The sequence below is a fragment of the Pseudomonas sp. NPDC087342 genome (genome assembly GCF_044744265.1).
GTDB classification, from domain to species: domain Bacteria; phylum Pseudomonadota; class Gammaproteobacteria; order Pseudomonadales; family Pseudomonadaceae; genus Aquipseudomonas; species Aquipseudomonas nunensis.
Genome location: NZ_JBIUXZ010000010.1, coordinates 117,701 through 130,659, shown reverse-complemented (window position 1 = coordinate 130,659; position 12,959 = coordinate 117,701). Strand labels below are relative to the sequence as shown.

Sequence of the window (12,959 nt, the reverse complement as noted above, 5' to 3'; positions counted from 1 at the left end):
AAATGCTGAACAACAATTCCAATGACGTGGGTGATCTGGTGGTGCGTCCGTCCGGTGCCACCGACGGGCCGTTTTTGCACAACCTTTACCACGCCGCGCGACCCGATCTGCAATGGATCGACGGCGAGCAAGAGCTGGTGGAAGAGGTGATCGCCCAGCAATTCAAGGTGCAGGAGCAGGGCACCGGGGAGTCTTATCCCAATGCCATGCACTTTGTGGTGGAGAAACTCGGTACACCGATTGGCGCATTGACCGCCGATTTCGGTACCAATGAAATTCGTGTGCTTTACCTGGCGTTTATCCCGGCCGCGCGGGGCAAGGGCTATGGCCGCACCGTGTTGCAAGGCGTGCAGAAAGCCGCCGAACAGGTGCGCTGCCCGGTGGCAACGGTGGTCTGGGCGAATAATCCGCATGCGCGCCGACATTATCTGGCGCTGGGGTTTCAGGTCGAAGAAAGCAACGTGGCGGCCGAGCGGCTGGTCTGGTATCCGGGCCAGCCGCAGTCGGCGCTAGTCAGTTGACGGTGATGTCGAAGTAGGTGTGGCTGGCGTCGCGCCCCAGCTCCGGGGTGCGAGAGACGACGATGCCCTCGATCCGGCCCAGCTCGGGCAGCTCGATGGCGCAGGGACCGTCGATAAAGGTTGTCTGCGCCGGGCTGCTCAGTTCCACGCCAAACGGCATGCGCCCGGTGGCGGACATGCGTGCATTGGGCTTGTCCACCACGGACACAATCACCACCGGTATCTCGCTGCCATCGCTGAGGTAGAGCGGCCTGGAAGTACCGAGCAGCTGACGGAAATGCTCGCCGGTAATCTGATCAAGCATGAATCTGCTCCCTGAAAAAATAAAAGGGTCGGGGCCATCGGCCCCGACACCAGGGTCAATTGCGTGAAGGGAAAAGACCCTGCAGGGCCACGCAGAAGTTCAACACCAGGACCGGGTTGATAATGCCCAGTGGCGTGCCGCTGCCGATGGGTTGCGCGGTGGCGGTCACGTTGACGGTGCCGCCCACGGTGCTGTCGACACCCTTGAGCGCTATCGGATTGGCGCCCTGTGCGGTCGAGAAGATTGCGGCGGAGCTCGGCCCCGTGGCTGCGGAGGCACCGATGTAGGCATTGTCATTCGACGGTGTGGTGGTTGGAGTGCTCGGCACACTCGCCAGGTTGACCGTGGTGGAAGCGGTCAGGGCCGACGTGGCGGTGGCGGTGATGACGGGGGCATGCGGCGGCAGGTTGGCTACCAGCAGGCTGGTGTTTTCTGTGCCGATGACTTCACCGATGACCCGGTTCGTCAGGTTGATGCCCTGGCCCTGGTGCATCGGCAGACGCCCGCACAGGTTGGGCAGCATGAAGGTTTGCGAGCCATTGCCGCCGTAGGTCACCCCTAGCAAGGCAAACAACGCGTTGTATTGGCTGATCGGCAGCGTCTGCCCGTTAGCTTGCATCCAGCCGCTTGGGGCGTACGAGAAGCCGAAGGGAAGAATGGTTCCGAGAAACACGTCCATAGTTTTTATATCCATGTGGTTTTTTGGAGAGGAACGTACTGGCCCGACGCTACTGCTCGGGCCAGTAGTAGCGTAGACGCTGGTGTGAAAGTCGCCGGATTGCGTTCTTGCAGAGATGGGGGCAGCATCGAACGGCAACTCCAGAGTGCTTTGGAGTGATTGGGTTTTATTCGACCAGGCGGGGAAGTTTCATGGAGTACCGCAGGGAAACAGAGCTTGCCGGCAAGCCGGATGGGCGTGCCGGGCGTACTCGTGCCACGGCGTTGTCGCCGCTGCCGCAATGGCTGGCTGATTACGGGTTCTGGCTGATTCTGGCGTTGGCCGCTGCCGTGCGTTTTTACGACCTCACCGCCGCCGCTATTTGGGGCGATGAAGGCTCCAGTTTGTTGATGAGCCAATATTCCCTGGGCGATATCTGGTTTCACGCCGCCCATGACGTGCACCCGCCACTGTATTTCATGCTGCTGCACGGCTGGATCGAATTGTTTGGCGACGGCATTTTCTCGATCCGCAGCTTGAGCGCATTGCCGGGTATTGCCACGGTGGCGCTGGGGTTCTGGCTGGTGCGATTGGTGGCCAATCCCCGGGCCGCGCTGCTCGCCGGTCTGTTACTGGCGCTGCTGCCTACAGCGGTGCGCTACAGCCAGGAAGTGCGGATGTATTCGCTGCTGGGGCTGTGGTTGCTCGGGGCGACAATCGCGCTGGTGTACTGGGTCAAGCATCCCCTGCGCACGCGTTATCTGGCGATCTATGCGCTGCTGCTGACAGCGGGGTTCTACACCCACTACTTCACGGCCCTGTGCGTGGTTGCCCACTGGACCTATCTGTTGCTGCTGCGCCTGCATCCAACCCATCCGGTGAAACTCATCACCCGCCCAGCCTGGTGGCTGAGCAACGTTGCGATAGTCGCGATGTTCATGCCTTGGTTGCCTGGCCTGATCGATCTGCTGCAGCACCTCGATCAGCTAAAAGCCAACGGTGATGTGGGCTGGGAACTGCCGGTTACCCTGAGTTCACTGCCGTCGATGGTCTGGGATTTCCTGATCCAGGACGACGGTGATGCCTTGCCGTGGCCGATCTTCATTGCGCTGCCGCTGTTGTTGCTGGCAGTAATCGCAGTGACGGTTGTGCGGGACCGCAGCCTGTTTCGCTGGAGTGCATTGCTCGCTATCTACACCCTGTTGCCGTTGCTGACGGTGTACGGCGTATCGTTTATCTCGCCGGTATTTATCGAGCGCTACCTGACCGCTTTTGCGCTGGGCTTGCCGCTGATCCTGGCGCTGGCCATCGACCGGTTGTGGGATGGCTTTCGCGCGCTGGCGCTGGCTTTGCTGGTGCTGCTGCTCGGCACTGAGCTGGTGGGGCTGAAGACCAATGCCACGATTGATGTGAATGACCAGACCAGCGTGATGGTGGAGTTCGTTAATCAGCATTATGTCGAGGGCGATCAGATCGTTATCAGCGACCTGCTCTGGTACATGCCCTATGTCTATTACAACCGCACTGACGCCGCGCCGATGCTCTATACCCCTCCGTTGACCGATGGCACTTCCAGCCGTCCGAATGCCTACGGGTTTGGCACGCTTGTGGATGACAACGCTGAAAAAATCTACCTCGACCACCTTAGCGAACTGCCGCCAGGCACGCGGCGGGTATGGTTGATCAGCACTGCCGACCAGCCAGACGAATTCGCCCCGCTACCCACAGGCTGGCAAAAAGTCAGTGAAACGGAGGCTGGCAACAACCGTGCACGGCTATTTTTGATGGCAGCCCGCAAGCCTTGAACCGGATCTCTGACCCCCATCAACAAATTTTGAAACTGCTGAAACGATTCAACCCATCTGGCTCAATACTTTCAGATCAAGCCCGTATTTTTAGCTTCAAATTGATATCAAAACACCACTAGTCGGCCCCTGTTTCATAGACTACGCTTCGACATATAAAGGGACTTTCGACTAGGGTGAAGGGATTGCCGCAGTATCACTTTATATCCGGGTTGCCACGCTCAGGGTCTACTCTGCTGGCCGCCATCTTGCTGCAAAACCCACGCTTTCATGCCGGCATGAGCAGCCCTGTTGGCACGCTCTTTACCAGCGTCCTCGAACAATGCAGCGCCGGCAGCGAATTTGGCTCGGTCATCGACACGCCTTTGCGGCGTCGTCTGTTGCGCGGGTTGTTCGACTCCTACTACGCTGACCAGGCCGACAAACCCGTCGTCTTCGACACCAATCGCCAGTGGTGTTCGCGCCTGCCCGCGCTGCAAGACCTGTTTCCCAAGGCCAAAACCATTGCCTGTGTGCGCAACGTCGCCTGGGTGATGGACAGCCTCGAGCGCCTCTACCGCGCCAACCCGTTCGAGAACACCAAGCTGTTCAACGACGAAGTCGAGCGCAACACCGTTTACAGCCGTTGTGAAACCCTGGCCCAGCGCAATCGCCTGGTGGGTTTCGCCTGGACCGCGCTCAAGGAAGCCTATTACGGCGAAAACGCCGATTCCTTGCTGATTGTCGATTACGACCTGCTCAGCCAAGCGCCCGAAAGGGTCCTTCGGCTGGTCTACGAATTCATTGGCGAGCCGTGGTTCGAGCATGACTTCAATAACCTCGTCTACGACGCGCCGGAGTTTGACCAAGCCCTCGGCGTTTCAGGGTTGCATCGGGTCAAGCGCCAGGTTGCGCTGGAGTCCAGGCGCACGATCCTGCCGCCGGACTTGTTCGACAAATATGCAGAGCTGTCCTTCTGGCACGATGGGTCCTCCAGCGCCGCCAATGTCATTCGTATGAAATCCGACGCCGCGATCAATTAATTGATCGCGGCTTTTTCTTGGCCGTCATAAAAGTTCGAGTTCGGGTGAGCAGCATGTGGTGGAACAACGGCAAATCGCAAAAGGCCCAGGGCGCTCGCGTGCTGGCATCGCCGATGATCATGTCTCTGGAACCGCGCATGCTGTTCGACGGCGCGGTCGCGGCCACCGTGGCCGATGCGGCCCAGCCCGACAGTCACCCCACGGCTGAAGCTGCCAAGCCGCCGGCGGCCGATCACCCGACCGCCAGCAAAGACACGCATGGCCAGGCGGACAACGCCTCCGCCGCAACCCCCGCACCCGCGGCAACACCCACCGCCGTACCCGGCCAGAGCGTGGTGTTCGTCGATTCACGCATCAAAGACACCGATAGCCTGCTCAACGGCGTGGCACCGGGTACCGAAGTGGTGACGCTGGATGCCAGCAAGGACGGCTTGCAGCAGATTGCTGCTTACCTCGACACCCATCAGGGCGTGAGCTCGGTGCAGATCATCGCCCACGGCTATTCCGGCGACTTGTGGCTGGGCAACAGCTACCTGTCGGCCGACAACGTCGCCGCGCGCAGCGACGTGCTGGCGCAGATCGGCAAGGACATGAACGTCGGTGGCGACATCCTGATCTACGCCTGCAATACCGGCGAAGGTGAGCGCGGCGTGAGTTTTGTCGATTCCCTGGCGCAACTCACTGGCCGCGATATTGCCGCGTCCACCAACCGTACCGGTGTGGGCGGCGACTGGAATCTGGAAATCACCACCGGCAGCATCGAAAGTCGCAGCGTGTTGTCCGACGCGTCAATGGCCGGTTACCAGTACAGCCTGGCGACCGTGACCGTGCTCAATAACAGCGACAGCGGCGTGGGTTCTTTGCGTACCGCCCTGTCCAATGCCGTGGCCGGTGACACCGTCACGTTCAACACCAGCATGATCGTCGGGCTGAACTCGCAGCTGACCATCACCAAGAACGTCACGATTGATGGTGACCTGAATAACGACGGCGTTGCCGACGTCACCCTTAACGGCCAGTACAAAACACGCGTGCTGCAGGTGAACTCCGGCGTCACCGCGACCTTCGACGGCCTGGTCATCAAACAGGGCATGGTGGCCGGTGTAGGCGCGGCGGCAGGCACGGACGGCGCCGGGGCGATGGGCGGCGGTATTCTTAACTCCGGCAACCTGACCCTCAGAAACGTCACGGTCACCGATAACGCGGCCTCGGGCGGCGGTGGCGGCGGTGGCGTGACCGCTCCTTATGTCGGCGGCGCGGTCGGTGGCGGCGGTGGCGGTGGTGGTGCGCTGGGTGGTCAAACCGGTGGTCATGGCGGCACCGCCGGTTTCGGCACTGGCGTGTATGCCGGTACGGCTGGCGGGGCGGGCAGTGGCGGTAACGGTGGCACCTACAACTCCAATTACATGGGCGGCCACGGCGGTACGACCACCGGCGGTGCCGGCGGCCTCGGCGCTTCCAATTACAGTAACGGCGGCAACGGTGGCACGGCGACCAACGGCACCGTGTCCATTGGCGGTGGCGGCGGTGGCTCCGGTTGGGACAAGGTCGGCCGGGCCGGTTCTTCGGCAGCCGGCGGCATCTACAACGCTTCCACCGGCACCCTGACGGTCGTCGGTACGTCGGTGATCTCCAACAACGTCGCGGCCGGTGGTGGCGGTGGCGGCGGTGGTGGCAACGGCGGTTCCAGCGATCCGGGTGGCGCGGGCGGCAAAGGCGTTGGCGCGATCTGGAACAAAGGCACGCTGTTGATGACGGCGGCCAACTTCGGCGCCATGGCCGGCAATGCCGGCGGCAGCGGTTCGGGCGGACAGGCGTCGGGCGGCGGCGGTACCGGCAGCTCTCCGGCCGCAGTGAGCAACATCTTCAACGACGGCGGCACGCTCAATACCAACTACGCGCCGGACGTGACCCCGCCGACCGTATCGAGCATCGTGGTCGGTACCACCAACCTGAACTCCGGCGGCACCTCGCTGGTGACCATCACTTTCAGTGAGGCCGTGAACAATTTCACCAACGCCGACCTGACCGTGGCCAACGGCACGCTAAGCGCAGTCAGCAGCAGCGACGGCGGCATTACCTGGACCGCGACCCTGACGGCGGCGGGCAATATCAACGCACCGACCAACGCCATCACCCTCGACACCACCGGTGTGCAGGATTTGGCGGGTAACGTCGGCACCGGCACCGGCACCTCCAACAACTATGTGATCCACGACACCGTGGCGCCGACCGCGTCCATCGTGGTCGCGGACACCGCGCTCAACAGCAGCGAAACCTCGCTGGTGACCATCACCTTCAGCGAAGCCGTGACCGGTTTCACCAACGCCGACCTGACCATCGCCAACGGCACGTTGACGGCGGTGAGCAGCAGCGACGGCGGCATCACCTGGACCGCGACGTTCACGCCGACCGCCGGCATCACTGACACCACCAACCTGATCACCCTGGACAAGACTGGCGTGCAGGATCTGTCCGGCAATGCCGGGCTCGGTGTGATCAACTCGAACAACTACGCGATCGACACCCAGCGCCCGACGGCGACCATCGTGGTGACGGACACCGCGCTGAAAATCGGCGAAACCTCGCTGGTGACCTTCACCTTCAGCGAGGCCGTGACCGGTTTCACCAACGCCGACCTGACCATCGCCAACGGCACGCTTACGGCCGTGAGCAGCAGTGACGGCGGCATCACCTGGACGGCGACCTTCACGCCGACCGCCAGCATCAATGACACGACCAACCTGATCATCCTGGCCAACACCGGGATCAGCGACACGGCGGGCAACGCCGGCACCGGCACCACCAATTCGAACAACTACGCCATCGACACTGTGCGCCCGACCGCGACCATTGTCGTGGCCGACAACGCGCTGAGCATTGGCGAAACCTCGCTGGTGACCATCACCTTCAGCGAGGCTGTGAGCGGTTTCACCAACGCCGACCTGAGCATTGCCAACGGCACGTTGACCGCCGTGAGCAGCAGCGACGGCGGTATCACCTGGACGGCGACCTTCACCCCAACCGCCAGCATCAATGACTCCACCAACCTGATCACCCTGGCCAACACCGGCGTGCAGGACCTGTCGGGCAATGCGGGCACCGGTACGACCAACTCCAACAACTACGCGATCGACACCCAGCGCCCGACCGCAACCATCGTCGTGGCCGACAATGCGCTGAGAATCGGCGAGACCTCGCTGGTGACTATCACCTTCAGCGAAGCCGTGACCGGCTTCACCAACGCCGATCTGACGATTGCCAACGGCACGCTCACCGCGGTGAGCAGCGGCGACGGCGGCATCACCTGGACCGCGACGTTCACGCCAACCACCAGCATCAGTGACGCGACCAACCTGATCACCCTGGACAACACTGGGGTCAGTGACACGGCGGGCAACGCCGGCACGGGCACCACCGATTCCAATAACTACGCCATCGACACCGTGCGCCCAACAGCAACCATCGTAGTGGCGGACAACGCGCTGAGAATCGGCGAAACCTCGCTGGTGACTATCACCTTTAGCGAGGCGGTGACCGGTTTCACCAACGCCGACCTGAGCATCGCCAACGGTACGCTGACGGCGGTGAGCAGCAGCGACGGCGGTATCACCTGGACCGCGACCTTCACGCCAACCACCAGCATCACTGACGCGACCAACCTGATCACCCTGAACAACACCGGGATCAGCGACACGTCGGGTAACGCCGGCAGCGGCACCACCGATTCCAACAACTACGCCATCGATACCGTGCGCCCAACCGCGACTATCGTCCTGGCCGACCCGACCCTGAGTGCGGGCGAAACCTCGCTGGTGACCATCACCTTCAGTGAAGCGGTGAGTGGTTTCACCAACGCTGACCTGAGCATCGCCAACGGCACGTTGACCGCCGTCAGCAGCAGCGACGGTGGCATCACCTGGACTGCGACGTTCACCCCGACTGCCGGCATCAATGACGCGACCAACGTCATCACCCTGGCCAACACCGGCGTGGCTGACCTGGCTGGCAACGCGGGCGCGGGCACCACCAACTCCGGCAACTACACCATCGACACCGTGGCGCCGACGGCGACCATCGTGGTGGCGGACAACGCGCTGAACATTGGTGAAACCTCGCTGGTGACAGTGACTTTCTCTGAAGCCGTGACCGGTTTCAGCAACGCCGACCTGACGATCGCCAACGGCACGTTGACGGCGGTGAGCAGCAGTGACGGCGGCATTACCTGGACAGCGACGTTTACACCGACCAGCGCCATCACCGACGCGACCAACCTGATCACCCTGGACAACACTGGCGTACAAAACGCCTCGGGCAACGCCGGCAGCGGCACCACCAATTCCAACAACTACGCCATCGACACTGTGCGTCCAACCGCGACTGTCGTGGTGGCTGACCCAACCCTGGCGGCGGGTCAAACCTCGCTGGTGACCATCACCTTCAGCGAAGCGGTGACCGGCCTGACCCTCGCCGACTTCACCGTCGCGAACGGCGCCCTGTCCGGCCTGACCACCAGCGACAACATCACCTACACCGCGACCTTCACGCCAAGCGCGAGCGTCAACGACGCGACCAACCTCATCACACTGGACAACACCGGTGTCGCGGATGTGGCGGGCAACGCGGGTTCGGGCACTACCGATTCCAATAATTACGTGATCGACAGCCTGCGTCCCACCGCCACCATTGTGGTCGCCGACCCGACCCTGAGCGCGGGCGAAACCTCGCTGGTGACCATCACCTTCAGTGAAGCGGTCAGCGGTTTCGACAACAGTGATTTGAGCGTGCCGAATGGCACATTGAGTGCGGTGAGCAGCAGCGACGGCGGGATTACCTGGACCGCGACCTTCACCCCGACAGTCGGCGTCAAGGACACCACCAACCTGATCGTCCTGAACAACACCGGGGTGACCGACATTGCCGGCAACACGGGCACCGGCACCACCAACTCGGCCAACTTCACCATCGACACCGTGCTGCCGACGGCCACCATCGTGGTTGCCGACACTGCGCTGAACATCGGTGAAACCTCACTGGTGACTGTGACCTTCTCTGAAGCCGTGACCGGTTTCAGCAACGCCGACCTGACCATCGCCAACGGCACACTCACCGCCGTGAGCAGCAGCGATGGCGGCATCACCTGGACGGCCACCTTCACACCGACCAGCGCCGTCACTGACACGACCAACCTGATCACCCTGGACAATAGCGGTGTGCAGAACGCCTCGGGTAACGCCGGCAGCGGCACCACCGATTCGAACAACTACGCCATCGATACCGTGCGTCCAACCGCGACCATCGTGGTGGCTGACCCAACCCTGGCGGCGGGTCAAACCTCGCTGGTGACCATCACCTTCAGCGAAGCAGTGAGCGGTTTCACCAACGCCGACCTGAGCATCGCCAACGGCACATTGACCGCCGTCAGCAGCAGCGACGGCGGCGTGACCTGGACCGCGACCTTTACGCCGACCGCGAGCATCAACGACGCGACCAACCTCATCACGCTGGACAACACCGGTGTCGCGGACGTGGCCGGCAACGCGGGTTCGGGCACCACCGATTCCAACAACTACGTGATTGACAGCCTGCGTCCGACCGCCACCATCGTAGTCGCCGACCCGACCCTGAGCGCGGGCGAAACCTCGCTGGTGACCATCACCTTCAGTGAAGCGGTCAGCGGTTTCGACAACAGCGATTTGAGCGTGCCGAATGGCACCTTGAGTGCGGTGAGCAGCAGTGACGGTGGGATTACCTGGACCGCGACTTTCACGCCGACAGTGGGCGTCCGGGATACCACCAACCTGATCACCCTGAACAACACCGGGGTGACCGACCTGGCCGGCAACGCAGGCACCGGCACCACCAACTCGGCCAACTTCAGCATCGACACCGTGCTGCCGACGGCCACCATCGTGGTTGCAGACACCGCACTTAATATCGGTGAAACCTCGCTGGTGACTGTGACCTTCTCTGAAGCCGTGACCGGTTTCAGCAACGCCGACCTGACCATCGCCAACGGCACACTCACCGCCGTGAGCAGCAGCGATGGCGGCATCACCTGGACGGCCACCTTCACGCCGACCAGCGCCGTCACTGACACGACGAACCTGATCACCCTGGACAATAGCGGTGTGCAGAACGCCTCGGGTAACGCCGGCAGCGGCACCACCGACTCCAACAACTACGCCATCGACACCCAGCGCCCAACCGCGACCATCGTGGTCGCCGACCCAGCCTTGGGCGTTGGCCAGGCCACGCTGGTGACCATCACCTTCAGCGAAGCGGTCAGCGGTTTCGATAACAGCGACCTGACTATCGACAACGCCACCCTGAGCAACGTCAGCAGCAGCGACGGTGGGATTACCTGGACCGCCACGTTGACGCCGTTGGCCGGCATCACTGACACCAGCAACATCGTGCGCCTGGACAATACTGGCGTGCAGGATCTGTCTGGTAACAGTGGCAGCGGCACCACCGATTCCAATAATTACGCCATCGACAGCCAGCGCCCAACCGCCACCATCGTGTTGAGCGACACCACCCTGAAACCGGGCGAAACCTCACTGGTGACCATCACCTTCAGCGAGGTAGTGAGCGGTTTCGACAACAGTGACCTGACCATCGCCAACGGCACATTAAGTGCGGTGAGCAGCAGCGACGGCGGCATCACCTGGACCGCGACCTTCACCCCGACTATCGGTGTGACTGATGCGACTAACGTGATCACCCTGAACAATACCGGAGTGGCCGATGTGGCCGGCAATGCGGGCGCAGGCACCACCGATTCCGCCAACTACGTGGTAGAAACCAGCGTGCCGACCGCGACCATCGTGGTCGCTGACAACGCCCTCAAGGCTGGTGAAACGTCGGCGGTGACCATCACCTTCAGCGAAGCCGTGAGCGGTTTCACCAACGCCGACCTGACCATCGCCAACGGCACGTTGAGCAACGTCAGCAGCAGCGACGGCGGTATCACCTGGACCGCGACTTTCACCCCGACCACCAACGTGACCGACACCACCAACCTGATCAGCCTCGACAACACCGGCGTGATCAACGGTTCGGGCAACAGCGGCGTAGGCGTGACCGACTCCAACAACTACGCGATCGACACCGCGCGGCCGACCGCGGCCATCGTGGTGGCGGACACCCGCTTGGGCATCGGCGAGACGACCACGGTCACCATCACCTTCACCGAAGCGGTATCCGGTTTTGACCTGTCGGACCTCAGCGTCGCCAATGGCAACCTGTCCAACCTGCTCAGCAGTGACGGCGGCAAAACCTGGACGGCGACCCTGACCCCGACGGCCAACATCAACGACACCACCAACCTGATCCTGCTCGACAGCAGCAACGTGGCGGACGCTGCTGGCAATGCCGGTGCGGGGATTGCGATCTCCAACAACTACGCGCTCGATGCCACGCGGCCGACGGCGACCATCGTGGTTGCCAACCCGAACCTGGGCATGGGCCAGACCACACTGGTGACGATCACCTTCAGCGAAGCGGTGAACAACTTCGACCTGTCGGACCTCAGCGTGACCAACGGCGAACTGACCAACCTGGCCAGCAGCGACGGCGGCAAGACCTGGACCGGCACCTTCACGCCGACCGCCAACATCACCGACCCGAGCAACTTCATCGCGCTGGACACCAGCAACGTCAGCGACTTGTCGGGTAACACCGGCGATGGCGTGGCGGTGTCCAACAACTACGTGATCGACGGCGAGCGGCCGACCGCCACGGTCGTTGTGGCCAACCCGAACCTGGGCGTGGGCCAGACCTCTCTGGTGACCTTCACCTTCAACGAAGCGGTGAGCGGTTTCGACCTGTCCGACGTCAACGTGGCCAACGGCACTTTGTCCAACCTGTCGAGCAACGACGGTGGCAAAACCTGGACCGCGACCCTGACGCCGACCAGCAACCTGAGCAACGCCAATAACGCGATCAGCCTGAATGTCGCGGGCGTGACGGACGGCTCGGGCAACGCCGGCAGCGGCACCAGCCAATCGAACGGTTACGCGATCAACACCGTGCCGGCACCTTCGGCGACGATTGTGGTGGTACCGCCGGATCCGGAGTTCCGCGTCTCGCAACCCGTGACCGTTCCTGACCAGCCGCACCTGCCGCTGCAACCGGTCATCTTCGCCGCGCCAACCGGCACGCTGGCCTCGCCGCTGACGTTTGCGCCGCTGTTCGAAGACCGGGTGCTGGGGGACGGCATCCGGCCATTGGGCGACATCTTCATCAATCGCGGGGCGCTGGCGCCGAGCTTTATTGCCCAGGTATTCAGCAGCAGCGACAGCGGCACGGGCGATGGTTCGGGCCACGGCTTCCTCGGGTTTGGTGGCGGCGATGGCGGGGTGTTCAGCACCAGTACGCTGTCGAGCCTGTTCAATCAGGACACCGGCGCCGAGCGCGATTCGCTGAATTCCTTCGGCAGTCATTCGATCCACGGCGGTGATGTTTCCCAAGGCCTGCGCGGCGTGTTTGGCGCGCCGACCCTGAGTCAGCAATTACAAGAAATCAAAGACACCGAGCAACGGCAGGTCAACAGCCTGGCCGCTGCTTTGCAACAAGTCGGCATCAGCGAAATGCAGGCTTGAAACACACACATAATTCAGTGCGGCACCTAGGGGCGATCCAGGG

The 12,959-nt window shown here is 62.3% G+C and carries 6 protein-coding genes; 4 read left to right on the top strand and 2 right to left on the bottom strand.

The window, feature by feature from the left end; translation table 11 throughout:
- The first annotated feature begins 2 nt into the window (after nucleotides 1-2).
- Nucleotides 3-521: a GNAT family N-acetyltransferase gene (locus tag ACIOYV_RS20515; protein ID WP_054616604.1), complete on the top strand. Its 519-nt coding sequence runs from the start codon at nucleotides 3-5 to the stop codon at nucleotides 519-521.
- Here ACIOYV_RS20515 and ACIOYV_RS20510 read toward each other — a convergent pair.
- Nucleotides 514-825 carry a DUF6916 family protein gene (locus tag ACIOYV_RS20510; RefSeq protein WP_054050302.1) on the bottom strand — a complete coding sequence of 104 codons (312 nt, stop codon included), beginning with the start codon at nucleotides 823-825 and terminating at the stop codon, nucleotides 514-516. The genes ACIOYV_RS20515 and ACIOYV_RS20510 overlap by 8 nt on opposite strands.
- 55 nt (nucleotides 826-880) lie before the next feature.
- A complete protein-coding gene (locus ACIOYV_RS20505) occupies nucleotides 881-1,504 on the bottom strand; it encodes a phage tail protein (RefSeq protein WP_265045735.1) in 624 nt (207 codons plus the stop codon).
- Between the two features lie 191 nt (nucleotides 1,505-1,695).
- Between ACIOYV_RS20505 and ACIOYV_RS20500 the strand changes: the two genes are divergently transcribed.
- The 3 genes from ACIOYV_RS20500 (at nucleotide 1,696) to ACIOYV_RS20490 (ending at nucleotide 12,916) form a co-directional block, all read left to right on the top strand.
- Nucleotides 1,696-3,288 (top strand): glycosyltransferase family 39 protein, encoded by a 1,593-nt coding sequence (locus ACIOYV_RS20500; RefSeq protein ID WP_401326510.1) that lies wholly within the window; start codon nucleotides 1,696-1,698, stop codon nucleotides 3,286-3,288.
- A 176-nt stretch (nucleotides 3,289-3,464) separates the two neighbouring features.
- Nucleotides 3,465-4,310: a sulfotransferase family protein gene (locus ACIOYV_RS20495; RefSeq protein ID WP_401326507.1), complete on the top strand. Its 846-nt coding sequence runs from the start codon at nucleotides 3,465-3,467 to the stop codon at nucleotides 4,308-4,310.
- Nucleotides 4,311-4,363: 53 nt separating this feature from the next.
- A complete protein-coding gene (locus ACIOYV_RS20490) occupies nucleotides 4,364-12,916 on the top strand; it encodes an Ig-like domain-containing protein (RefSeq protein ID WP_401326505.1) in 8,553 nt (2,850 codons plus the stop codon).
- Nucleotides 12,917-12,959: the final 43 nt, after the last annotated feature.

Excerpts from the sequence above, each read along its gene's own strand:
- ACIOYV_RS20515 (WP_054616604.1), top strand. The coding sequence starts at position 3 with ATGCTGAACAACAATTCCAATGACGTGGGTGATCTGGTGGTGCGTCCG.
- ACIOYV_RS20510 (WP_054050302.1), bottom strand. The coding sequence starts at position 825 with ATGCTTGATCAGATTACCGGCGAGCATTTCCGTCAGCTGCTCGGTACT.
- ACIOYV_RS20505 (WP_265045735.1), bottom strand. The coding sequence starts at position 1,504 with ATGGACGTGTTTCTCGGAACCATTCTTCCCTTCGGCTTCTCGTACGCC.
- ACIOYV_RS20500 (WP_401326510.1), top strand. The coding sequence starts at position 1,696 with ATGGAGTACCGCAGGGAAACAGAGCTTGCCGGCAAGCCGGATGGGCGT.
- ACIOYV_RS20490 (WP_401326505.1), top strand. The coding sequence starts at position 4,364 with ATGTGGTGGAACAACGGCAAATCGCAAAAGGCCCAGGGCGCTCGCGTG.